The organism is Fructilactobacillus sp. X2R1C1 (assembly GCF_059901435.1).
In genome coordinates this window covers 84,091-108,666 of record NZ_JBWXUV010000004.1, presented here as the reverse complement: position 1 = coordinate 108,666, position 24,576 = coordinate 84,091, and the positions used below count along the sequence as shown (strand labels likewise).

Genomic DNA, 24,576 nt, shown 5'->3' with positions numbered 1-24,576 from the left:
ACAATTGAAAAAAGCATTTAATAAAGTTATGGATTTCTATAACAAATATTCTGCTTGGATTAAGGGGATTTTTGTCACCCTGGTCCTTGTGTTTGTTGTTTACGAGGCGACCCACGTGCTTTCTGAGATTAATGGAAAGGAAATGCGAGCGAGCCTTGCGTCACAGTCACCAACAACGTTAATTATTTTAACGATTTTAGGATTTGTGGCTGTGTTACCAATGTTAATATATGATTTTACCATTACGGAGTTTCTGCCTGGCAAGTTTAAACCGTCCTACATCGTCAAGAGCGGGTGGATCGTTAACACATTTACTAATATTGCTGGGTTTGGTGGCTTTCTTGGTGCTAGTTTGAGAGCGATGTTTTACAGTAAAAATGCTAGTAAGAAACAGGTATTATATGCCATTTCTAAGATTGCCTTGTTCTTACTGGCAGGACTTTCCACCTATTGTTTGGTTTCGTTAGTTTTGATCTTTGGATTTGGCATTGGATCTCAGTATGCAAAGGATTGGATTTGGTTAGTAGGTGGAGGAGTTTATTTTCCAGTGATTTTCCTATTTACTAGATTCAGTAATTCTGAGTTCTTTAGTGATTTAACCCTAAAACGTGAGTTTCAACTGATCCTCGGTTCCTGCCTCGAATGGGGGAGCTGTGCCATGTTGTTTTTAATTATTGGATACTTCATGAAGATTAATGTTAATCTTTGGGACGTTTTTCCCATTTTTATTATTGCCAACGTAATTGGGGTTGTCTCAATGCTGCCAGGTGGTCTTGGGTCATTTGATACGATGATGATTGGTAGCCTGAGTTTACTTGGGGTGTCACCGACAATTGCTGCCGTATGGGTGCTATTGTACCGAATTTTCTACTATTTTCTCCCGTTTTTCGTGGGGGCCTTTCTCTTTTTCCACGAAATGGGAGCACGAATTAACAATTTTCTGGATGATATTCCGAAAACGATTGTTCATAGGTCGGCCCAGCTGGTCATTACGATTTTTATGTACTTTTCGGGAATCATGATGATTTTGTATGCGACTATTCCTAATTTGGCTCTTGTTAATCCACTCTATTTATCACTGGCGCCATACACGCTGTTCTTTTTAGGACAGTTGTCGAACGTGATTATTGGGATTTTACTAATTGGATTAGCACGTGGGGTAGGATCAAGAGTCCACAAAGCTTTCTGGCCGACCGTTATCATTTTGTTGTTTGCCATTGCTAACACCCTGTGGAAAGAGGACTTTCCACTAAAATTAACGTTACTACTAGGATTTATCATTATTTGTTTGTGGTTATCAAGAAAGGGCATGTACCGGCAAAAACTCACGTACTCGTGGGGAAATGCAATTTTTGACGGCATCATTTTTATTGGAACTTTCTTAATGTATTCCATCATCGGAATCTACATGAGTAATCATAACTTGTCTAGTAGACACGCTCCCATCAAAATGATGAATGTGTATCTTTTGCCATCTGAACAGGTCTGGTTAACCGGATTTGTGGGCATTATCATTGCATTTATTATCCTGTTTATGTTGTACAAGTACTTAACGTACGCTCGCATCCCATGGTTGAATCAACCCTTTGATGAAGTTAGAATTCGCAATGTTATTCGCAAATTTGGTGGAAACGAAGTTAGTCACTTAGTCTTCTTGCGTGATAAAAAGGTTTACTTCTATGCTGAAGATAGTGAAGACGAAGTCATTTTCATGTATAAACAGAAGGCAAATAAGTTAATTGTGATGGGTGAACCAATTGGAAATCAGGATAAATTAGATCCAGCGATTGACCAGTTCATGAGTGATGCTGACAAAGCTGATTTCTCACTGGTATTTTACGAAGTTGGAGAATCACTAACAATGTTACTTCACGAAAAAGGCTTTGACTTTATTAAGGCTGGAGAGGAAGGTCACGTTGATTTAACGGATTTTTCGCTTACCGGTAAGCGACATCGAGGTGAACGGGCGTTAATGCACAAGTTCGATCGGGAAGGCTATCGTTTTGAGGTTTTAGATCCACCATTTTCTAAAGAACAGATGGGTGAATTTAAACGAATTTCTGATGAGTGGCTCAATGGACGTGATGAAAAGGGCTTCTCTCTGGGCTTCTTTGATCCATATTACTTAAACCAGGCTCCAATTGCGGTCATTCGCGATAAAAATGATGCGATTGTAGCTTTTGCTAACATCATGCCAACGGGTGATCGAGTGATGACTTCGGTTGACTTAATGCGGTCGGGAAATGATGCTCCGTCTGGAATTATGGATGGAATCTTCATTCATCTCTTCAGGTATTCAAAGGATGAGGGTTACAAGTGGTTTAACTTAGGAATGGCACCCCTAGCTAATGTGGGTGAATCAAAATTTAGTTTTATTAACGAAAAAATTGCTCACTTAATTTATCAGTATGGTGATGCGTTCTATAGCTTTCAAGGATTGCGGTCTTATAAGCAGAAATACGTCGATAACTGGGTGTCTAAGTACTTCGTATACCGTAAGGATAATTCATTGGTATTCACGATGCTACAGCTCTTATCGGTGGTTAGTGAACGTCCCACGATTGAAAATGTTGAAGAAAATATGCCATAAAAAAGAGGTTTCAGAATTAATTCTGAAACCTCTTTTTAGTTGAACAATTATTTTGGGTTCTTTTTATTACCAATATCGTAGTCGGAATCGCTCATTGCTTCAACGTTACCAAGTCGATAACCGTTACCGACTTGGGAGAAGAAGTCATGATTGACCGTAGCAGTGGAGATTCCGTTCATAACGATTGGGTTAACGTCTGCTTCAGTATCAGGGAACATTGGATCTTGTCCTAGATTCATGAGGGCCTTATTGGCGTTATATCTAATGAAAGTTAAAACATCTTCAGACCATCCCACTTGGTCGTAAAGCAAATGGGTATACTTTTCCTCGTTTTGATAAAGGTCGTACAAGAAGTTATACATCCAATCCTTTAAATCATTTTGTTCATTTTCACCTAATTGGTTGAACTGAACTTGGAATTTATAGCCAATGTATGTTCCGTGGACCGATTCGTCACGAATAATTAATTTAATGATTTCAGCAACGTTTGGAAGCTCGTTATGACCGAGGTACCAGATGGGAGTATAGAATCCAGAGTAAAAAAGAAAAGTTTCAAGGAACACGCTAGAAATTTTCTTTTTTAATGGATGACCATCGTCATGGTATAACGAATAGATCTTTTTCGTTTTGTTTTGGAGGAATTCTTCTGTATCACTCCAATGAAAGATTTCATCAATTTCATCAGGGGTGTTTAAAGTTGAAAAAATGGATGAATAGCTTTTGGCGTGAACGGATTCCATAAATTGAATGTTATTTAAAACCGCAATTTCATGTTGGGTAATAGCATCATTTCTAAGGGCGGCCATTCCGTCTTGAGACTGTAAGGTATCCAGTAAAGTTAAGCCACCAAAAACGTGACCAACAATCCATTTATGATCATCGTCAAGCGAACGCCAATCCTTTAAATCATTTGACAAAGGAATTCTGGTATCAAGCCAGAACTGTTCGGTTAGTTTTTCCCAGGTGGCTTTATCAATCTCGTCGCCAATGGAATTCCAATTAATGGCCTTGTAGTTTCCCTGTAACTTTCCGGTTAAAACTTTATTAATGTCCATAAATTCCCTCCTAAAGATTAAATTACACAGCTTTCACACTCGTTAGCACCAACTTCAGTGTTGTCGTCGGTAAATGTCCGAACATAATAGAGCGATTTAATTCCCTTTTTGTAGGCGTAATTACGAAGGATCGTTAAATCTCTGGTGGACATTTTATTACTTCGACCGTCTTTCCATTCGTATAGCCCTTCAGGAATGGTTGAGCGCATGAAGAGAGTCAAACTCATTCCCTGATCGACGTGTTTTTGAGCGGCGGCGTAAACGTCAATCACATTTCGCATGTCCGTGTCGTAAGCTGACTCGTAGTAAGGAATGGTGTCATTAGAAAGGTAGGGGGCCGGATAGTAAATTGTCCCGATTTTGGACTCTTGTCTGGCTTCAATTTTTTGAACAATCGGATGCAGACTAGCGGTAGCATCACCGATGTAAGCAGTGGAACCGTTTGGAGCAACTGCCATTCGGTTTTGATGGTACAAACCATATTCCATGATTGACTTCTTTAAATCTTCCCAATCTTTTTCAGTTGGAATAAAGACGCCATCAAACAATGATTTGACTTTTTTGGAAGTTGGCTCCCAACTTTTATTTACGTATTGATTAAAATAAGAACCGTCAGCGTACTTACTCTTGTCGAAGTTATGAAAGACCTTACCGCGATCCTTGGCCATTTGATTTGAGGCCTTTAAGGTCCAGTAATTTAATAACATGAAATAGGTGCTGGTAAATTCAATGGATTCTTTTGAACCATAATACATATGATTTTTAGCAAAATAAGAGTGAAGACCCATAGCTCCTAAACCAATTGAGTGACTTAATTCATTGCCACGTCTGACTGATGGAACAACGTTAATTGATGAATGATCGGTCACAAAAGTTAGAGCTTTGACCATGGCTTCGACTGATTTACCGAAATCAGGAGAAGCCATCAAATTGACAACGTTCGTTGACCCTAAATTACAAGAAACATCGGTTCCAAGCTGTTCGTAATTTTGTTCATCATCAACAATTGATGGGGTTTGGACTTGCATAATTTCAGTACATAAGTTACTCATGACGATTTTGCCATCAACTGGATTGTCGCGATTGGCGGTGTCGATATTGATAATGTATGGGTAGCCGGACTCTTGTTGTAACTTACCAATTTCTGTTTCTAGTTCACGGGCCCTGATCTTCTTTTTGCGAATATTCTTGTTGTTGACCATGTTGTCGTATTCTTTAGTGATATCGACGTAAGAAAAGGGAACGCCATACTCACGTTCAACGTCGTACGGACTAAATAAGTACATATCTTCATTGTTTTTAGCTAGTTCATAGAATTTATCTGGGACAACTACACCCAGGGAAAGAGTGTTAACCCGAATTTTTTCGTCGGCATTTTCCTTTTTAACCCCTAAGAACTCGATGATGTCGGGATGGAAGACACTTAAATAAACAACCCCAGCACCGTTTCTTTGGCCTAATTGATTAGAATAGGTAAAACTATCCTCTAGTAACTTCATTACTGGAAGAACGCCGCTAGCTGCTCCTTGAATGTGTTTAATGGGGTCGCCGGCCGCTCTAAGGTTAGAAAGGTTGATCCCAACTCCACCACCAATTTTGGATAATTGAAGGGCCGAATTAATGGTACGACCGATGGTATTCATGTTATCGGTGGTTTGAAGTAGAAAACACGAAATCAACTCACCCCTGCGTTTCTTTCCAGCATTTAAAAAAGTTGGAGTGGCTGGTTGAAAGCGTTGATGAATTAATTCATCAGCAAGATCCATGGCAAGCTTTTGATCGCCATCAGCAAGAAACAAGGCGTTCATTGCGGTTCTGTCTATGTAGCTTTCTAAGTACATGGAATTGTCATCAGTTTTCATGGCGTATTGAGCATAAAACTTGTATGCAGCCATAAATGATTTGAAGTGAAAATCTTGTTTTTCCAAATACTTGTATAATTTTTCAATGAATGAAAAAGGATATTTATTTACAAAATCCTCTTCAATGTAATTATGCTTAATTAGATAATCAAAACGATCTTTTAAAGAATCAAACTTAACGGTATTTGGATTAACGTTTTCTTTGAAAAAGGCTTTTAAAGCCTCCTGATCTTTTTCCAATTGGATTCTGCCATCGACAGGGATATTAATTTCATTATTTAGTTCGTAATACGTAACATCGTGCAAATCTTTTAAAGACATATTGGATTGCTCTCCCTTAATCGTGTCATACGAAATATCTGAAACGTTGGTTTTGTACTATACTATAAATATGAAAAATTTAACCAACTAGTTTCTTTAATTGGTCAGGTTGAAACCCACTAAATGCTTCAAGTGCTTGACTCTCAACAACTGGAACAGCTTGAAAGCCTTCACCCTTTAGGTAATCGACGTATTCCGGATTTTCGGATGTGTTTTTTTCAACGAAGTCAACGTTGTGTTCGCTAAGGAAACGTTTTGTCATCTTGCATTGGATACAATTGTTCTTGGTAAATACAGTGATTTTTTTCATTTTGTTTCATCTCCTTGATATCTTTCACTTGATGAGTTTACTCTCAAAAAGTGAAATTTTCAACAGAAAAAAACACCATATATAGTGAAATTGATAAGAATTAGACGCTATATATAGTGTTTATGGTTTAAATATTATTTTTTTAGGATGTGATTAATTTTGAACGACTTTTATTATACCGCAAATCCTGATGTTAAACATGAGGAAAAACATTGGAACTTTTCTTTACTTAAAACCACGCTAAGTTTTGTGACAGACAACGGTGTGTTTTCTAAAAATACCGTGGATTATGGTTCGCGGGTTTTGATTAATAATGTCGATGTTAATGAAATGCCTCAGGGAGCAATCTTAGACATGGGATGTGGTTACGGCCCGATTGGTCTGTTTTTGGCCAAGACAAATCCAGAACGGCATTTTACTATGGTAGACGTCAATAATTTAGCGTTAAAACTGGCTAAACAGAATGCGGATCTCAATCAGATTGATAACGTAGATATCTTTGCTTCTGATGGGTACCATAATATTTCCCAAAAGTATGCGGGCATTATAACTAACCCGCCCGTTCGTGCCGGGAAAAAAGTTGTCGATGAAATGATTACGGGTTCTTATGACCACCTGGTTAATGATGGAACGTTGACGGTGGTTTTACAAAAGAAGCAGGGAGCACCCTCGGCTAAAAAATTAATGAATAAGGTTTTTGGTAACGTACAAATCGTTAAACGTGATAAGGGATATTACATTTTAAAGAGTAGAAAGGAAGTCATAAATGAATGAAAATGATGCGTATTTTATGGACCAAGCTTTAAATGAAGCTAACCATGCTTACGTCATTGGTGAAGTACCGATTGGAGCATTAATCGTTAAGGACGGTCAAATTGTTGGGAAGGGACATAATCTGCGTGAACACACGGAGATTGGAACCGAGCATGCTGAAATCGTTGCGATTGAAGAAGCGTGTATCAATTTAAAGAGTTGGCGTTTAAATGATTGTGAGATGTACGTGACGGTTGAGCCTTGTTTAATGTGTGCTGGTGCGATTATTAATACCAGGATTAAAAGATTAGTATATGGAGCAAAAAATGAAAAAGCTGGAGCCGTTGAAAGTCTTTACCACACCCTAAATGATTCAAGACAAAACCATCAGGTTAAAGTGACAAGTGGATTGAAAGCCAGCCAATCTGGTAATATGATGAAGAAATTCTTTAAAGATAAACGCAAATAACGTGAATATTCCTAGACATTTGTGGATTTTTCGGTTATGATAATTAATGCCGTAAGGCCCTGAAGCAAGGGCAGACTTACGAACCGTGTCAGGTCCGGAAGGAAGCAGCACTAAGTATCTTTTGCCTTGTGCTTCTCGTTTTTAGAAATTAAACTCCTAGTCGTTTGACTGGGAGATTTTTTTTGGACAAAATGTTGTTTAAAGTTATTAGCATTTCGTCAATTTTCAAGATATAATAATTAATGGTATCAATTTTCAGTGAAAGGAAGCATTTCATGAGTTATCAAGCACTATATCGGACCTGGCGTCCACAAAGATTTGATGAAATTGTTGGGCAGCCAGTCATTACTAAGACTTTAAAAAACGCATTGATAACTAACCAAATTAGTCATGCGTATTTATTTACGGGTCCGCGTGGAACGGGAAAGACTTCCGCCGCTAAAATTTTGGCCAAGGCAGTTAACTGTCCTAATTTAAAGGATGGAGAACCCTGTAATGAGTGTGAAACGTGCTTAGCAATTAATAAAGGTGCGTTTAATGATGTCATTGAAATTGATGCTGCTTCTAATAATGGGGTCGAAGAGATCAGAAATATTCGCGATAAGGCGAAGTATTCCCCAACGGAAGGTAAATATAAAGTTTATATCATTGATGAAGTGCATATGTTGTCGACGGGGGCCTTTAATGCCTTGCTTAAAACACTAGAAGAGCCGCCGGAGCACGTCATTTTCATATTGGCTACCACTGAACCCCAAAAGATTCCGGCCACCATCATTTCGCGAACACAACGTTTTGATTTTAAGCGAATCAAGGCTAGTGATATCCTGCAACGAATGGAATACATCCTTTCAAAAAAGGGCATTGAGTACGATGACAAGGCGCTAAGGGTAATCGCTAAAAGTGCTGAGGGTGGGATGCGTGATGCACTTAGTATCCTTGACCAAGCTCTTTCCTACAGTAGTGATAAGGTGACATATGAAAGTGCCTTGTCAGTCACTGGCAGTGTCACCAGGGATCGAATTCAGTCGTACTTTGAGGCCGTTTTTAATTCAGACGTTTCGACGGGTTTAAAAATGGTTCAAGAAATTCTTGATGACGGCAAAGACGCTAATCAGTTTATTGAGGACTTAATTGATTATTGTCAGAATATTTTGTTATATCATCAGGATCCAGAAATGGTCCAAAAGAGCGAACTTGGACTTTTAGGCGACAATTTTAAAACGATTGCTGATAAGGTGGATAGTAATCTAATATATCATTACGTTGAAATTATGAGTGACGTTCAGAATCAGATGCGTTATTCGTCTCATCCCGATGTTTATTTGGATATTTTAACGGTTAAACTGGCAAATCAAAAAGAAAGTGACCCAGATAACGAATCAAAAAGTGATGATAATAAGGATACGAAAGTTTTAAAAAAGCAACTGTCTGAGCTGCAAAATCAAGTTAGTGAGTTAAAGTCGGAACTGGGAAATGATTCGCCTTTAAAACAGTTAACTGATGATGATAAGCAACCTAAATCAACTAAATCTAAACCAATCGCTGATTCCCCTCATTATGATTCCACCAAACAGGTCCGAGTTAATTTGACGAAAGTTTACGATATCCTAGAAAAGGCCACTAGAAAAGATCTGACTACCTATCAGGATATCTGGCAGGAATTACTTCAGTCGTTGTCGGTCACGCAACGAGCCGTGATGCATGTCTCAAACCCCGTTGCTGCGAGTGATAAGGGAGTTGTTGTTGCCTTTGATTATGGCTTTTTGTATCAGAAGGCTGGAACCGATGGTGATTTGATGGATGCACTTCAAAATGGCCTTGATCGTATTTTAGGATTTGTTCCAACGGTTGTGTTTGTACCAAATGATGAATGGCCACAACTTAGAAGTAACTATCTTAAAAATCACCGGTCTCATAATGAAAAGACTAAGTCAACCCCCAAGTCAGAAAAAGCGGCTTCTAATACGAATAAAGCTTACGAAAAACAAGAACAAACTGAGACGACCAAAGATAACAATGATTCGGTTAATACTGCCAAGCAGATGTTTGGTGATGATATAATTGATGTTAAAGATGATTAATTAAAAGGAGAATAATTATGAACGGAATGAACATGGGAAAGATGATGCAAAAAGCTCGTAAGATGCAACAACAAATGCAAAATGAACAAGAAGAAATTGAGAAGAGTGAATTCACTGGAAAAGCTCCAGAAGATATGGTGACCGTTACCTTTACTGGTGATCGCAAGATGAAAGACATGAACGTCAAACCAGAGGCCATTGATCCAGATGATCCAGACATGCTCTCAGATCTAGTGATCAGTGCGGTTAACGATGCACTTTCACAGATTGAAAAGACCACTCAAGATAAGATGGGAAAGTATACCAAGGGAATGAATATTCCAGGTATGTAGAAGAAGGGATTTAAATGCAATACCCAGAACCAATTGCTAAGCTAATCGATAGTTACATGCATTTGCCAGGAATTGGCAGAAAGACCGCCACTAGATTGGCATTTTATACGGTTGATATGAATAAAACCGATGTAAAAAACTTTGCGGATGCCTTAACTTCAACTAAGAATGATTTGCGTTTTTGTTCAATTTGCGGCAATATCACCGAGACCGATCCCTGTGAGATCTGTACCGATGAAAGTCGTGATCAAAGTAAGATTATGGTAGTGGAACAGTCTAAAGATGTGATGACGATGGAAAAAATGAAGGATTATAATGGTCTTTATCACGTTTTACACGGAGTGCTTTCCCCAATTGAGGGGAAGGGTCCTGAAGACATCAATATCAGCTCTTTAATCAAACGACTGCAAAAAAACGAAGAAGTTAAAGAAGTCATCATTGCTACTAATGCCACTCCCGAGGGAGAAGCAACGGCAATGTATTTGGCAAAGTTAATTAAGCCAGCAGGCATTAAAGTTACCAGATTGTCTCATGGACTGTCAGTCGGAAGTGATATTGAATATGCAGATGAGATGACCCTTTCAAAGGCAGTTTCTGGACGCACCGAAATGTGAGGGATGAACGATGTTTTCGTTATTTAGATATAGTTCTATGAAGCAAAATTATGATGACCAATTGCTTGATACCATCAATTTTTTAAAAAATGATTGGGATCAGGCTGTGCAAACTGAACAAGCTGTTTCCGAAACGGACAGTCACTTATTTGCACAAACGATGCTTACAAAGCAAAAATACATGTTTATGTATCGGCAAGCACGAAAACGAAACATTAAAAATGATCGGATTCAACCGTCAGTATATGAAAACTAAACGTAAGCCAGCTAGATTCTAGCTGGCTTTTTAAATAGACAATAAATATAACTTAAAGTACAATGAAAATAGCAAAAATGCTGGGACTGAATCTAATATGACTGGACAATTTATTACATTTGAAGGCACCGATGGTGCTGGAAAAACCACCGTTTTAAATCAGGTGGTTGATAAAATTAAACCAATGCTTAAAGACCAATTGCTAACTACTCGTGAGCCAGGGGGAAACCAAGTCTCCGAGCAAATTCGTCAGATAATTTTGAATAAAAACGAGTCAGATATGGATGACCGTTGTGAGGCGCTTTTGTTTGCGGCGGCCAGAAGAGAGCATTTAGTTAAGACCATTTTGCCAGCTTTAAAGGCCGGTCAATTAGTTTTGTGCGACCGCTATCTTGACAGTTCAATTGCGTATCAAGGAGCGGGACGAGAACTTGGTGAAAACGCCGTTTTATCAATGAATCAGTTTGCTACTGAGGGTTTAATGCCTGATACCACCATTTATTTTGACGTCCCAGTCGACGTTGGATTAGACCGCATTGCTGAACATCGGAGTGGGGAAGTTAATCGTTTGGATCTTCAAGAACACGATTTTTACGTTCGGGTTCATGAAGCTTATGATGAAATTGCCAAACAGAACCCCAAGCGGGTTATTAAGGTTGATGCTACTAAGCCAATTGAACAAGTAGTAGATCAGGTCATTTCCGTGTTGTATAAGAGAGCAGCTAGATATTTTAATGAAAGTAAATAGGAGGATCAGTTATGAAGTTAATTATTGCAATTATCCAAGATAAGGATGCAGCCAAATTACAATCTGAATTCATCAAACATAAGATCCAGGCAACCCAATTATCCACTAAGGGTGGATTCTTGAAGGCTAAAAACGTCACTTATTTGATTGGAGCTAAAGATGATAAGGTCGACGAGATTTTGGATATCATTAAAACAACCTGTGAAACTAGAAAACAATACATGACGCCACCGGTTAGTTTAGCTGGAAGCATTAGTGAGACGTCTTATCCGGTTGAAGTTCAGGTTGGAGGAGCAACGGTTATGATTTTGCCAATGGAATCATTAAATCGCTTCTAGTTAGTTAATATAATGGTAGAAGAAACTTTAGCTCAGACCATAATTAAACAGGCTACCCAAAAACAAGCTACTTTAACACAACACTTTATGGGCGTTATTTCGGCTCAAGATCTCAGTCACTCGTATCTTTTTTCGGGTTCGGATGGTTTGGGAAAATTAGCGGTTGCAAAGACGATTGCAATGCGTTTGTTTTGTAATAACGTTCAAAATGGCATGCCATGTGGCATCTGTAATGAGTGTGTCCGGATCGCAGAAGACGAACATCCTGATGTGGTGATGATCAAACCCGATGGCAGAAGTATCAAAGTTGATTCAATTCGACATTTAAAACATGAATTTTCTAAAAGTGCGGTTGAAGGAAACAAGAAGGTTTTCATTATTGACGGGGCCGATACGATGACTACTAGTGCTGCTAATAGTCTTTTGAAGTTTATTGAAGAGCCAGATGGGCAAGTTAATTCCTTTTTACTTACCAATGACTATCGAAAGATATTACCAACCATCATATCTAGAACGCAGTTAGTAGAATTTCCAAAAATTAACGAAGATAACTTGATTAAGTACGTAACTGATAGAGGGTTATCGAAAACGTCTAGTAATCTTATTTTAGAATTAACTGAGGACTTATCTTCAATTGATAAAATGCTTGAAGACGGTTGGTTTAACAAGGTTAAAGAGATAGTTGAGCACTGGTTTAATGAATTAGTTAATGATGATTATCGCGCTTTTACGAGCGTTCAAATTAGCTTTATACCTAATATAACGGGTCAGTTTGAACAACAGATGACTTTAAAAATGATTTATCAAATTTTTAAGGATGTCTTTGATGTCAAGTTTAGGGAATTAAAGCCTGATAGTTTAGGGTTTGGTGATCAGTATTCCCTTTTGAAACAGATGGCTAACCAGTTATCAGATGATCAATTAATTGAAATCATCACAACGGTCTTGAACAGTGCCAAAAAACAAGATCTAAACGTTAGCTTCCAAAATATTTTGGAGGTTATTACCCTGAAATGTTTAGCAGTCATTGAAGGAGGAGCAAAAGTCGATTGAAAGAATCAGATGTTAACGAAGAATTTAATAATTTGGAATCACAATCGGAATTAATGAGTGAAAAAATTGGTGATCTTCGGGATGAAATTGATAAAGTCATCGAGGAAAATTCAGAACTGAAGATTGAAAATGAACATCTTCGAGAGTTAATTTCGGGAAAAGATGGGAAAAACAAAAAGAAACAGCAACTTTCGATGTCTAAGAAGAATTTGGAAAAGTTGTATAACGAAGGATTTCATGTTTGCACACAGTTTTATGGAAAACGGCGTAACAGTAATAGTAGTTGTATGTTTTGTACCGATATCATTTACGGAGAAAGGTAATTCCATTGGATTTATCAGTTCAAAAAAGTTTTGCAGATCATAATAAGGGCAGTTTATATCTGGTTCCTACACCAATTGGTAATCTTGATGATATGACGATTAGAGCCATCAATATTTTAAAAGATGTTGATTTGATTGCCGCTGAAGATACGAGGAATACCCAGAAACTTTTAAATCATTTTGATATTACGACCAAACAAATTAGTTTTCATGAGCATAATACTGAACAACGAGCACCTGAATTAGTTGAAAAATTAATCAATGGGATTTCAATTGCACAAGTCAGTGATGCAGGAATGCCTTCAATTAGTGATCCTGGACGTGAATTAGTAAAGCAGTGCATTGAACATGATATTTCCGTGATAAGCATTCCGGGACCAAACGCTGGCCTTACTAGTTTAATTGCTTCAGGACTTAAACCTCAACCGTTTTTGTTTTATGGATTTTTAAAACGGAAACCCAAAGAGCAGGTTGATGAACTAAAGATTTTAGCACAAGAATATCCGACCTTGATTTTTTATGAAGCGCCTCATCGACTTAAAAAGACGCTCTTAAACATGCAAAAGGTTTTTGGCAATCGGCAGGCAGTGCTTGCAAGAGAGCTCACTAAAAAGTTTGAAGAATACGTTCGTGGTGGTCTTGACGATTTAGTGGAATGGTCCAAACAAAATGAGATTAGAGGAGAGTTTGTCATTCTAGTTTCTGGGAATCCAGCCGGGTTTAAACTTCATGAAGAGAAGCAAAATGGAGCTCAATTGTCGGTTTACGAGCAGGTTGATCAATTAATTAGTAACGGTGAAAAGCCAAATGGCGCGATTAAGCAAGTCGCTAAGCAAAATGGGTTAGTCCGTCAGGATGTTTATAATCAATACCACCACATAGAATAAGATAAGAGGAATTAAGATGACTGGAGATATTTTTTCTGAAGACCATGTAGTTGAGTACTATGAAACCAATTTACTGGGTAACATTACTCTTTCAATGTTAATTGACGTGATCATTATGATTTCACAGGACCAAGCAAAAGCACTCGGTGTAAGTACCAGACATGTGATTGAACATGGCGTAACTTGGGTTGTTGTTCAAACCGACATGGATATTACGCGTCTTCCTAAGGTTCATGAAAAAATTCAGGTTCAAACGAGGGGAACTTCATACACTAAGTACTTTGCGTACCGTGAATTCTGGGTTAGAGACGTTGACGGCAATGAATTAGTTCATGTTGGCAGTTTGTGGGTCATGATGGACATTAAATCTAGGAAAATGGTTCGATTAGAGGAAGATATGATTACTCCTTATCACTGTGATCGAGTAAGAAGAATTCAACGGTTAAGAAAGATTCCTCAAATTCATGATGAACAAAATCTTATGAAGACTGAGTATCACGTTCGTTTTACTGACATTGATTGGAATTCTCATGTCAATAATGCCAAATACATTGGATGGATGGTTGATGATTTATCCTATGATTTTTTGGCAACTCACGTTCCAAAGCAAGTAAGTATTAAGTATGAAGATGAAGTTACATATGGTGATCCGGTCGTAAGTCGAAGCAAACTCATTAAGACCGGTGATCAAATTCAATCGATCCACGATATTTCGGTCAACGATGATATTAAATCGATTGCCGAAATTAAATGGAAGAAGCTGAATAAAGAAGGAAGTAAATAATATGCACGTTTTAGCAGTTGATACCTCTAATCAACCATTAACTGTGGCAGTTTTAAAAGACGAACAGGTGCTAGCAACAACCACGATGACAACGCATAGAAAACATGCTGAATACTTAATGCCGGTGGTTGAAGAGTTGGTTAAGTATGCCAATTTAACTCCACAAGATCTGGATCGGGTCGTCGTAAGTAATGGTCCTGGTTCATACACTGGGATTAGAATTGCCACCACGGTTGGAAAAGTTTTGGCCGATACATTGAATATTGATTTGGTTGGCATTTCAAGTCTCATGGCGCTTGTTTTAAACGTGCAAAAACACGACCAGTTGGTAGTGCCATTATTTGATGGTAGAAACGATAATTTGTTTACTGGTCTGTACCGGACTTCCGATCGTGGTCCCGATTCGGTAATTAAAGATCAACACGTTAATTTTGATAAGTGGATGACTGAACTGGACAAGTTTGATGAGCCCATCGTATTCGTTGGAAGTGATGTTGCTCATTTTTCCGAGCGCTTAAAACAACATTTTGGGAAAAATTTCAAATATATGACTGGAATTGATAACCTGCCACAGGCAGCTAAAATTGGTATCTATGGGGAAAAGCAAGAACCAATTGCTGATGTTAACAATTTTAATCCCAATTATCTTCGTTTAACCAAAGCACAAGCAGACTGGCAAAAGTTAAACCCGGGGAGGGAAAACGAGTCTTATGTTGAAGAAAATTGAGGCATGGTTAAAAAAGAACGTTAAAAAAAAGGAAGAAGCCAAGATTCAGCGTGGACTTCAGATTAAAAATCACATTGTTGATGTGAATGGAGTCGATTACTATTTTGGCAAGGGTTCTATTACTGACATCCCTGACATTGTGAATGTTGAAGAAGAGGTTTACGACAAAAAGGCAGCTTGGGATCGAGAACGTTTCCTAAATGATCTAAAAAAGCACAAAAACAGTTTATACTTGGTAATTAGGAAAGCCGACGAATTGATTGCTTTTGTCGGTTGTTCGATTTCTCGTGATAGTAAGAATTGTCACGTTGAAAATATTGCGGTGTTACCCAAATTCCAAAATCGCGGATTGGGATATTTTTTGCTTACCATGGTTATCAGAAGAGCACGACTGATGAGACTTAAAAGTGTTTCAATCGAAATTCGATTGGGAAATATTAAAGCTCAAGATTTGAATCGGGATCTTGGGTTTGTTCAGGTTGGAATTGATCCAGATTACTATAATGATGGTGAAGATGCTGTGGTAATGAAACTGGATTTATCCAAGCAAAAAGTGGCACCAAATAATTTTGGAAGATAGTTAGAGACGGGTGAGGATTAATGCAAGATAATAGTGTGATCTTGGCGTTTGAGAGTAGTTGTGATGAAACAAGTGTTGCTGTTATCAAGGATGGTAAAGAAATTTTATCAAACGTCGTTGCAACTCAGATTAAAAGTCATCAGCGATTTGGTGGTGTGGTACCAGAAGTGGCTAGTCGTCATCATATTGAAGAGATTACCATTTGTATAAATGATGCTTTGAAACGTGCAAACGTCACATACGATGATTTAACGGCGGTAGCTGTGACCTATGGCCCAGGATTGGTTGGGGCACTTTTGATTGGAGTCACCGCTGCCAAAGTGGTAGCTTGGGCTCATCATCTACCCCTCATTCCAATTAATCACATTGCAGGACATATTTATGCTACTAACTTTATTAAGCCAATTGAGTTTCCGGCAATGGCACTTGTGGTATCTGGTGGTCATACGGAGCTTGTTTTTATGCCTGCAGAAGGTAGGTTTGAAATCATCGGTGAGACTAGAGACGATGCCGCAGGTGAAGCGTTTGACAAAATTGGGAGAGTTTTAGGAATTAATTATCCAGCTGGTCCAACTGTTGACAAAATGGCTCAAAAGGGAAGGGATACTTTTAATTTTCCACGCGCGATGGAATCAGATGGTAATTATGATTTTAGTTTTAGTGGACTTAAAAGTGCTTTTATCAATACCGTTCACCATGCCGATCAGATTGGAAAGACTCTAAATAAGAACGATTTAGCTGCTAGTTTTGAAGCTGCCGTAGTGGACGTTTTGGCAAAAAAATCACAAAGTGCGCTTGAAAATTATCCTGTAAAAGAGTTTATTTTAGCTGGCGGAGTTGCCGCGAATAAGGGCATTAGAAATCGACTAGATGCGATTGCCAGTAAGGAAAATGTGGAATTTGTCAAGGCTCCGCTTAAGTTGTGTGGAGATAATGCAGCTATGATAGGAGCTGCTGCAGCGGCAATGCAGCACCATCAGGAAAAAGGAAAAGCTTCACTAAATGCTGATCCAGGATTAGAATTTGAGTGGGCTCAAAATGAAAAATAAATCGTTAACAACAAATTATTAAATTAATTTATCCTGCCCTGTGGGGCTTTTCAGCTGATTTCATTTTTATATTATTTCACAAACAATTTCTTTATGTTAGAATTAATTTTGTGACTTATTAATCTCGACAATAATAATAGGAGATTTGAAAATGGCTGAGACAAAAATTCCACGTGCAACCGCGAAACGATTGCCGCTTTACTATCGTTATTTAAATATTTTACATGACGGTGGAAAGAAACGAATATCATCAAATGAATTGGCCGACGCAATTCAAGTGGATTCTGCTACAATTCGTCGTGACTTTTCATATTTTGGTGCCCTTGGTAAGCGAGGTTATGGATATGACGTAGACAGTTTACTAGAATTTTTCAAGAAGATCTTGAACCAAGATCAATTAACCAATGTAGCATTGATTGGTGTTGGTAACTTGGGTCATGCCCTTTTGAATTTTAACTTCCACATGGATAGTAATATTAGAATTTCCGCTGCTTTTGACGTTAATCCTAAAAATGTTAATACCATTCAAGGTGGGGTTCCAATTTACCCAATGGATCAATTGGTAAAACAGCTTAAAGATCAACAAATCAGTGTTGTGATTCTCACAGTTCCTGGTAAAGTTGCTCAACAAGTTGCTGATCAAGTTGCCAAAGCGGGTGTAAAAGGAATTTTAAACTTCACATCAGTCCGATTATCGGTTCCAAAGGAAATTAGAGTTCATAATGTTGATTTGACTAATGAACTGCAAACATTGATCTATTTTATTGATCATTATGATAAAGATTAAGCATCCAATTTTGGATGCTTTTTTATTTTTATCGGGCAAAGTTCTTGCATTAGTTGTGAAAAAATAATATATTAAGAATGTAAGTTAGCACTTGATAAGTGCAAGTGCTAAAATTTAATAAAGATATTTATTGGAGGGATTAACGTGTTAGAACCATTAGGAGATCGCGTAATTGTCGAAGTGCAAGAACCAGAAGAAAAAAACGTCGGTGGAATTGTTTTAGCAAATAACGCTAAAGAAAAACCACAGATGGGTAAAGTTGTCGCTGTAGGCGAGGGTCGAGTTCTTGATAACGGACAAAAAGTTGCCCCTTCTGTTAAAGAAGACGACATGGTCATGTTTGATAAGTATGCAGGGACAAAGGTTGAATATGATGGTACTCCATACCTTGTAATGCACGAAAAAGATTTACTTGCAATCGTTAAATAATAAAAATAAATTAATTAATATGAGGTGATAATAATGGCTAAAGAAATTAAGTTTTCTGAAAATGCTAGAAATTCGATGTTAAATGGTGTTGACAAGTTAGCTGACACTGTAAAAACAACTATGGGTCCAAAGGGACGTAACGTTGTTCTAGAAGAAAAAGCTGGAGATCCAACAATCACAAATGATGGTGTTACCATTGCTAAAGCAATTGATCTTCCAGATCACTTTGAAAATATGGGTGCTAAGTTAGTATCTGAAGTTGCTTCTAAAACGAATGACGTTGCCGGTGATGGTACTACTACCGCTACTGTTCTTGCCCAAGCAATTGTTAAAGAGGGTATGAAGAACGTTACTGCCGGTGCTAATCCCGTTGGAGTTCGTCAAGGAATTGAAAAAGCTACTAGAACAGCCGTTGATAGTCTTCACAAGATGAGTCACCAAGTAACTAGCAAGGAAGATATCGCTCAAATTGCTTCAATCTCATCAGCTAACGAAAAGGTTGGTAATTTGATTGCCGATGCAATGGAAAAAGTTGGTAATGATGGTGTTATTACGATTGAAGAATCACGTGGTGTTGACACTAGTTTAGACGTTGTTGAGGGTATGGAATTTGATCGTGGATACATGTCACAATACATGGTTACCGACCAAGAAAAAATGGAAGCTAACCTAGATAATCCCTACATTTTAATTACTGACAAGAAAATCACTAATATCCAAGACATTTTGCCATTACTTCAATCAGTCGTACAACAAGGTCGTTCACTCTTGATCATTGCTGATGATATTGGTGGAGAAGCTCTTCCAACCTTAGTTTTGAACAAGATGCGTGGAACCTTTAATGTTGTAGCTGTTAAGGCTCCTGGCTTTGGTGATCGTCGTAAAGAACAACTCCAAGACATTGCTACTTTGACTGGTGGTACTGTAATTACTTCTGATCTTGGATTAGATCTAAAAGACACTACCATTGATCAGTTAGGTCAAGCTAATAAGGTTAACGTTACTAAAGACAGCACAACTATCGTTGAAGGTAAGGGTAGCAAAGAAGCTATCGACAAACGAATTGATGAAATCAAACAACAAATTGATGCCACTGATTCTGACTTTGACCGTGATAAGTTGAAGGAACGTTTAGCTAAGTTGGCTGGTGGAGTTGCTGTTATCAAAGTTGGTGCAGCCACTGAAACTGAACTTAAAGAACGTAAGTACCGAATTGAAGATGCTTTGAATGCTACTAGAGCCGCTGTTGAAGAGGGATTTGTTCCCGGCGGTGGTACAGCCTTTATCAACATCTTGAATGACGTTGATAAAATCCCTGCTGAAGGTGATGAAGCAACTGGAGTTAACATTGTTGTTAAAGCCCTAGAAGCACCAGTAAGACAAATTGCTGAAAATGCTGGGATTGACGGTTCAGTTATTGTTGATCATTTGAAAGACGAAAAACCAGGCATTGGTTACAATGCATTGACTGGCAAGTACGAAGATATGATCAAAGCTGGTGTCGTTGACCCAACTAAGGTAAGCCGTTCAGCACTTCAAAACGCTGCATCTGTTTCAGCTCTTCTATTAACTACTGAAGCCGTTGTTGCCGAACAACCAAAAAATGATAATGATCAACCAGCTGCTCCACAACAACCTGGAATGGGTGGAATGATGTAATTTAAGTTTTAATAAAAAAGAGTCCGAATGGACTCTTTTTTATTTCCAATTATGATGAATTATCTAGTTTAATGTAGTACAATTGCATTTGACTTTAAAATTACGGTTTTACTAGGTTAAATATGACATATTAAAGGAGTATGGATTAAATGTGGCGGTATTTAAAAAGATTAATTATTGGACGTCCGCTTAAGACAACGGAAGGCTCTGGTCAATCTCTCACTAAGTTCAAAGGTTTAGCATTGCTGTCATCTGATGCCTTATCATCAGTTGCTTATGGTACTGAACAGATTACTGCCGTTTTGATTACCTTATCGACCGCGGCATTAATGTATCAAATGTGGGTCGCACTGCTAGTGTTGGTTCTGTTAGCCGCAATCACATTATCTTATCGACAGATTATTTATGCTTATCCATCTGGTGGAGGTGCCTACGTTGTTGCCCGAACCAATTGGGGTGACACTGCTGGTTTAGTTGCCGGTGGGTCCCTATTAGTTGATTATATGTTAACGGTTGCCGTTTCAACGACTTCTGGGACTGAAGCGATTACTTCTGCCATCCCTGCGCTATATAATTATCAGGTTCCGATTGCAATCTTAATTGTAATATTTATCATGATTTTGAATCTTCGTGGAATGCATGATTCAGCTTCATTCCTGGTTATTCCAGTGTACCTATTTATTGTGATGATTATCATTTTAATCATTGTTGGTGCTTATAATATTTTAACTAATAAAATTACTTATCATGCGTATGCTCCACTGAATACCTCAGTTAAGGGAATGACCTTGGTATTATTCTTTAAGGCATTCTCATCTGGTTCAGCATCGTTAACTGGAGTTGAAGCCATTAGTAATGCGGTTCCAAACTTTAAACAACCAAAACGAAAGAACGCTGCCAATACATTAGGTATCATGGCCATTATTTTAGGAATCTTCTTTGCTGGGATTACCTTTCTAAGTTACTACATGGGAGTTATTCCTAACGCTAAGGATACCGTCTTATCACAGATTGGTACCAATGTCTTTGGTCACGGAATCATGTACTACTTACTTCAGCTTGCAACTGCCTTGATTTTAGCTGTTGCTGCTAACACTGGTTTCTCTGCCTTTCCAATTTTGGCCTACAACATGGCTAAAGATAAATATTTGCCACATGCCTACCTGGATAAGGGTGACCGACTAGGTTATTCAAATGGAATTATTTCGTTAGCTTTAGGTGCGATTGTTTTAATTGTCCTCTTTAAAGGTAAAACTAATCTCTTAATTCCACTCTATGCTGTTGGTGTGTTTGTTCCATTTACGTTGTCTCAATCTGGAATGATTGTTCACTGGTTCAGAAATAAAGATGGCTTGTGGCCGGTGAAGGCTGTCATTAATTTTATTGGAGCGTTCATCTCAGTGATGTTAGTCTTCTTCCTGTTTGCACTTCATTTTGCAAACGTTTGGCCATATCTCATTATCATGCCGTTGCTCCTTTTGATGTTTTACAAAATTCATCTTCACTATCAGCGAATTGCTGAGCAGCTGCGTATTTCAACTGATCCTAATTATGAGAATCATACCTATGCTGGTTCAACGGTAATCGTGTTAGTGGGAAATGTTACCCAAGTTACTAGACAAGCAATTAACTATGCGAGATCGATTGGTGACAATGTCATTGCCATGCACGTTTCGTTTGCCGATAATCCGCAAAAAGAAGAGAAAATTTCAACGAAGTTTAAGGAAGAGTATCCAGACATTCGATTTGTCGATATTCATACTTCGTATCGTTCGGTTGTCGATCCAGTGCTTCGTTTCTGTGATGTTATTGCAAAACAGGATGAGGATCGCAATTATACTACGACGGTTTTGGTTCCTCAGTTTGTACCAAAACACTACTGGCAACAAGTCCTTCATAATCAGACTGCTGTTCGATTAAGAAGTGCCTTGAATTCACGTCAGGACATCATTGTATCGACGTATAACTATCATTTAAGTGAATAATAGAACAAAAAGCTAGGCTATGTTAAACATAGCCTAGCTTTTTTGATTTGGATTTAAAGGTGCACAATATGAGCAAATAGTGGGACGATGATATCAACGACCACCGAAATAATGACCACCGCAATCGCAGCCATGGAGCCCTGAACTTCACCAAGTTCAAGGGCTTTAGCTGATCCAAGGGTGTGTCCTGCCGTTCCAAGCCCCAATCCAATTCCGATGGGGTTCTTCAATCTGAATATTTTAATGATCCAGTCGCCAAGTGCGTAAATAATAACAGCGTTTAAAATACATGCCATAGCGGTAATTGCTGGCACACCGTTAATGCCTTGGGCGATTGGCATTGCAACTGCGGTAGTGGCAGCTTGCGGAAGCATGGAAGCAATTTCCGACTTGTTTAATCCAATTAACTTGGAGACAAAGTACATGATGATTACCGAAATGGTTAAACCGATTATTAGTGATAACAAAATTTCAAACCAGTACTTTTTCACGATGTCGTTTCGCTTGAAGAGTGGGACTGCGAAAGCAATCGTGGTAGGGAAGAGGAACCAAAAAATAATATCACCACCTGGCTTATACAGATGAGTGTAAATCCAGGTAATGTTAATCCCCGTTGCTTTGCTCATTAACCAGAGAACAAAGATCCCGAGCACCATCCCAACAAATAATGGTTGAAAAAGAAAAAAACCGTTAAATTTTTTAAATAGAAATGATCCAATCAGATAGACCACCAATGATAAAGCAATTCCAAACATTGGATTGCCTAAAAATTTTAATAGTTCCGTTTGCATATTTGGTTACTCCTTATCAATGTCTTGTTTTTTGCCAAAAATTTTATTGCGGGCCCATATCAAAAAAGTAGCAACTAAAGCCACCGACACCAACATGACGACTGTCGAAATAATGATCATAATCACTAGTTTGACGCCAGAATGTTTCATAATGTCGAGGGAGGCCGCTAATTGAATTCCAGAAGGGACGAAAAGGAATCCTAGGATTCCAATAAAAAATGATCCGACCTTTTCGACCTGTTCTGGTTTAATGACTTTAAAGGTCAATAACAAATATAATATCACCAACCCAATTACTGGGGTTGGAACTGGAAAGTTGGCTGGAAAGAGTGCTGAGATTAGACTTGAGACGAATAAAATGACCCCAAAGATACCGAGTTGAGTTAACAATGGAGCATCTTTTTGAGATTTTTCTTCTTTATTTTGCATGTTTGACTCCTTTCAAAAGTATGTGATTGATTTAGCTATTTCTATATTTAATATAATATATGAAATGAACTAAAAAACAAACCAAAATTTTAATTGTTATCATTAGATTTAATTATCATTAAATTAAATAAAGGGAAGCTTGTGTTTGTTATTTTCCGTTTGTATAATTGAATATAAACTTAATCGTGGAAGGCCATACTTAATTGAAATTTGAAATATTCGTCTATTTGTTTGCAACGATGATAATGTCGGCGGTTTTAACCCCTTTTATCAGAATTTTAGCATTCAAAATTGGCGCCATTGATAAACCGAATAAAAGACGTGTAAATAAAATTCCAATGCCAACGTTGGGTGGTCTGGCAATTTTTATTGCTTATACCATTACGACTTGCGTTTTTTTGCGAAACCAAATTCCATCTAGTAAGTTGTGGGGAATTCTGGGCGGAGAAATTATTATCATTATGACGGGGGTCATTGATGATATTTTTGAATTGAAGCCACGACAAAAGGTGATTGGGATCTCACTAGCAGCACTATGGGTGTACATTTTTGCGGGCATTCAGATGAGCTCCATTACGCTCCCATTCTTTGATGATGTTAGTCTGGGATGGTTAAGTCTACCAATTACCTGGATATGGATTCTCGGGATTACGAACTCAATTAATTTAATCGATGGACTGGATGGACTAGCGACGGGGATTGCCATTATTGCTCTGACTACGATGGGAATCATCGGCTTATTCTTTTTAAACGTCGGTAACGTTTACGTGTCAATCATGATTTTTACTTTTGCCGCTTCCTGTTTGGGCTTTTTACCGTATAATTTTTTCCCAGCTCGAATCTACCTAGGGGATACGGGATCCTTATTAATTGGCTTTATGATCTCGGTCTTTTCTTTACAAGGTCTTAAAAACGCCACCTTCATATCGGTCATTATTCCCGTTGTGATTTTGGGAGTCCCAATCTCGGACACCGCTTATGCAATTTTACGGCGGATTTTGAACAAACAGCCCATCTCTCACGCTGATAAGCACCATTTACATCATCGGTTGATGCAGATTGGTTTGACCCACCGACAAACGGTTTTGGTGATTTACGGAATTGCGTTAATTTTCGCTTTCATCTCTTTACTCTATCCATTGTCCAGTTTCTGGGGATCAGTGTTGTTGACGGTTGCCACTTTGATTGGGATTGAGCTTTTTGTGGAAGCCATTGGATTAGTCGGAAAGAACCGGCAACCCTTGCTTAATTTGATTAAACGCGTTGTGACTGGAACAACCAGTAAGGCTAATCACGAAAACGAAATCACTAAAACCAAGGCAAAGCATAAAACCAAATCAAACAAAAAAGAGTAGTTCATTGAA

General features: G+C 38.2%; 26 protein-coding genes and 1 other RNA gene. 22 read left to right on the top strand and 5 right to left on the bottom strand.

The window, feature by feature from the left end:
• Window positions 1–4: 4 nt before the first annotated feature.
• A complete protein-coding gene (gene mprF, locus AC6UDG_RS06235) occupies window positions 5–2,590 on the top strand; it encodes a bifunctional lysylphosphatidylglycerol flippase/synthetase MprF (RefSeq protein ID WP_500706813.1) in 2,586 nt (861 codons plus the stop codon).
• A 47-nt stretch (window positions 2,591–2,637) separates the two neighbouring features.
• On the opposite strand, the gene nrdF is transcribed toward mprF, so the two are convergent.
• From nrdF to nrdH, 3 genes are all read right to left on the bottom strand, one after another.
• A complete protein-coding gene (nrdF, locus tag AC6UDG_RS06230; RefSeq protein ID WP_500699870.1) occupies window positions 2,638–3,645 on the bottom strand; it encodes a class 1b ribonucleoside-diphosphate reductase subunit beta in 1,008 nt (335 codons plus the stop codon).
• Between the two features lie 17 nt (window positions 3,646–3,662).
• On the bottom strand, window positions 3,663–5,828 hold the full coding sequence (nrdE, locus tag AC6UDG_RS06225; RefSeq protein ID WP_500706812.1) for a class 1b ribonucleoside-diphosphate reductase subunit alpha: 2,166 nt from the start codon (window positions 5,826–5,828) through the stop codon (window positions 3,663–3,665).
• Between the two features lie 79 nt (window positions 5,829–5,907).
• Window positions 5,908–6,138: a glutaredoxin-like protein NrdH gene (gene nrdH / locus AC6UDG_RS06220; RefSeq protein WP_500699868.1), complete on the bottom strand. Its 231-nt coding sequence runs from the start codon at window positions 6,136–6,138 to the stop codon at window positions 5,908–5,910.
• Between the two features lie 159 nt (window positions 6,139–6,297).
• Here nrdH and AC6UDG_RS06215 point away from each other — a divergent pair, with 159 nt between their 5' ends.
• The 20 genes from AC6UDG_RS06215 (at window position 6,298) to kimA (ending at window position 21,992) form a co-directional block, all read left to right on the top strand.
• A complete protein-coding gene (locus AC6UDG_RS06215) occupies window positions 6,298–6,912 on the top strand; it encodes a class I SAM-dependent methyltransferase (protein ID WP_500699867.1) in 615 nt (204 codons plus the stop codon).
• The gene (locus AC6UDG_RS06210; protein WP_500706811.1) at window positions 6,905–7,360 is read left to right on the top strand and encodes a nucleoside deaminase; all 456 of its coding nucleotides are present in this window, start codon (window positions 6,905–6,907) and stop codon (window positions 7,358–7,360) included. The genes AC6UDG_RS06215 and AC6UDG_RS06210 overlap by 8 nt, the downstream gene beginning before the upstream one ends.
• A gap of 56 nt (window positions 7,361–7,416) precedes the next feature.
• Window positions 7,417–7,503: signal recognition particle sRNA small type (ffs, locus tag AC6UDG_RS06205), an RNA gene on the top strand.
• A 132-nt stretch (window positions 7,504–7,635) separates the two neighbouring features.
• Window positions 7,636–9,441, top strand: a complete 1,806-nt coding sequence (gene dnaX / locus AC6UDG_RS06200; protein ID WP_500706810.1) for a DNA polymerase III subunit gamma/tau — start codon at window positions 7,636–7,638, stop codon at window positions 9,439–9,441.
• 14 nt (window positions 9,442–9,455) lie between these two features.
• Window positions 9,456–9,773 (top strand): YbaB/EbfC family nucleoid-associated protein, encoded by a 318-nt coding sequence (locus AC6UDG_RS06195; protein ID WP_500696169.1) that lies wholly within the window; start codon window positions 9,456–9,458, stop codon window positions 9,771–9,773.
• A gap of 14 nt (window positions 9,774–9,787) precedes the next feature.
• A complete protein-coding gene (recR, locus tag AC6UDG_RS06190) occupies window positions 9,788–10,387 on the top strand; it encodes a recombination mediator RecR (RefSeq protein ID WP_500694465.1) in 600 nt (199 codons plus the stop codon).
• A gap of 10 nt (window positions 10,388–10,397) precedes the next feature.
• A complete protein-coding gene (locus AC6UDG_RS06185; RefSeq protein ID WP_500696139.1) occupies window positions 10,398–10,643 on the top strand; it encodes a YaaL family protein in 246 nt (81 codons plus the stop codon).
• Between the two features lie 97 nt (window positions 10,644–10,740).
• Complete coding sequence (tmk, locus tag AC6UDG_RS06180; RefSeq protein ID WP_500696138.1) at window positions 10,741–11,391, top strand: dTMP kinase; 651 nt, start codon at window positions 10,741–10,743, stop codon at window positions 11,389–11,391.
• An 11-nt stretch (window positions 11,392–11,402) separates the two neighbouring features.
• Window positions 11,403–11,729: a cyclic di-AMP receptor DarA gene (gene darA, locus AC6UDG_RS06175; RefSeq protein ID WP_500696137.1), complete on the top strand. Its 327-nt coding sequence runs from the start codon at window positions 11,403–11,405 to the stop codon at window positions 11,727–11,729.
• 12 nt (window positions 11,730–11,741) lie between these two features.
• Window positions 11,742–12,782, top strand: a complete 1,041-nt coding sequence (gene holB, locus AC6UDG_RS06170; protein WP_500706809.1) for a DNA polymerase III subunit delta' — start codon at window positions 11,742–11,744, stop codon at window positions 12,780–12,782.
• Window positions 12,779–13,105, top strand: a complete 327-nt coding sequence (locus AC6UDG_RS06165; protein WP_500694460.1) for a DNA replication initiation control protein YabA — start codon at window positions 12,779–12,781, stop codon at window positions 13,103–13,105. The genes holB and AC6UDG_RS06165 overlap by 4 nt, the downstream gene beginning before the upstream one ends.
• 5 nt (window positions 13,106–13,110) lie before the next feature.
• Window positions 13,111–13,992, top strand: coding sequence for a 16S rRNA (cytidine(1402)-2'-O)-methyltransferase (gene rsmI, locus AC6UDG_RS06160; RefSeq protein WP_500696135.1), 882 nt, complete (start codon window positions 13,111–13,113; stop codon window positions 13,990–13,992).
• Between the two features lie 16 nt (window positions 13,993–14,008).
• Window positions 14,009–14,776: an acyl-[acyl-carrier-protein] thioesterase gene (locus AC6UDG_RS06155; protein ID WP_500706808.1), complete on the top strand. Its 768-nt coding sequence runs from the start codon at window positions 14,009–14,011 to the stop codon at window positions 14,774–14,776.
• Between the two features lies 1 nt (window position 14,777).
• Entirely contained in the window at window positions 14,778–15,503 is a 726-nt protein-coding gene (gene tsaB / locus AC6UDG_RS06150; RefSeq protein WP_500706807.1) for a tRNA (adenosine(37)-N6)-threonylcarbamoyltransferase complex dimerization subunit type 1 TsaB, read from the top strand.
• Window positions 15,487–16,083, top strand: a complete 597-nt coding sequence (gene rimI, locus AC6UDG_RS06145; protein ID WP_500696132.1) for a ribosomal protein S18-alanine N-acetyltransferase — start codon at window positions 15,487–15,489, stop codon at window positions 16,081–16,083. The genes tsaB and rimI overlap by 17 nt, the downstream gene beginning before the upstream one ends.
• A gap of 20 nt (window positions 16,084–16,103) precedes the next feature.
• Window positions 16,104–17,132, top strand: coding sequence for a tRNA (adenosine(37)-N6)-threonylcarbamoyltransferase complex transferase subunit TsaD (tsaD, locus tag AC6UDG_RS06140; RefSeq protein WP_500699859.1), 1,029 nt, complete (start codon window positions 16,104–16,106; stop codon window positions 17,130–17,132).
• A 151-nt stretch (window positions 17,133–17,283) separates the two neighbouring features.
• On the top strand, window positions 17,284–17,919 hold the full coding sequence (locus tag AC6UDG_RS06135; protein ID WP_010021811.1) for a redox-sensing transcriptional repressor Rex: 636 nt from the start codon (window positions 17,284–17,286) through the stop codon (window positions 17,917–17,919).
• A 144-nt stretch (window positions 17,920–18,063) separates the two neighbouring features.
• Window positions 18,064–18,348, top strand: coding sequence for a co-chaperone GroES (gene groES, locus AC6UDG_RS06130; protein ID WP_500694454.1), 285 nt, complete (start codon window positions 18,064–18,066; stop codon window positions 18,346–18,348).
• 33 nt (window positions 18,349–18,381) lie between these two features.
• Window positions 18,382–20,007 (top strand): chaperonin GroEL, encoded by a 1,626-nt coding sequence (groL, locus tag AC6UDG_RS06125; protein ID WP_500694453.1) that lies wholly within the window; start codon window positions 18,382–18,384, stop codon window positions 20,005–20,007.
• 149 nt (window positions 20,008–20,156) lie between these two features.
• A complete protein-coding gene (kimA, locus tag AC6UDG_RS06120; protein ID WP_500696129.1) occupies window positions 20,157–21,992 on the top strand; it encodes a potassium transporter KimA in 1,836 nt (611 codons plus the stop codon).
• A 53-nt stretch (window positions 21,993–22,045) separates the two neighbouring features.
• Here kimA and lrgB read toward each other — a convergent pair whose 3' ends face one another.
• A complete protein-coding gene (lrgB, locus tag AC6UDG_RS06115) occupies window positions 22,046–22,783 on the bottom strand; it encodes an antiholin-like protein LrgB (RefSeq protein WP_500701503.1) in 738 nt (245 codons plus the stop codon).
• Between the two features lie 6 nt (window positions 22,784–22,789).
• On the bottom strand, window positions 22,790–23,212 hold the full coding sequence (locus tag AC6UDG_RS06110; RefSeq protein ID WP_500696812.1) for a CidA/LrgA family protein: 423 nt from the start codon (window positions 23,210–23,212) through the stop codon (window positions 22,790–22,792).
• A 203-nt stretch (window positions 23,213–23,415) separates the two neighbouring features.
• Here AC6UDG_RS06110 and AC6UDG_RS06105 point away from each other — a divergent pair, with 203 nt between their 5' ends.
• A complete protein-coding gene (locus AC6UDG_RS06105) occupies window positions 23,416–24,567 on the top strand; it encodes a glycosyltransferase family 4 protein (protein ID WP_500706806.1) in 1,152 nt (383 codons plus the stop codon).
• Window positions 24,568–24,576: the final 9 nt, after the last annotated feature.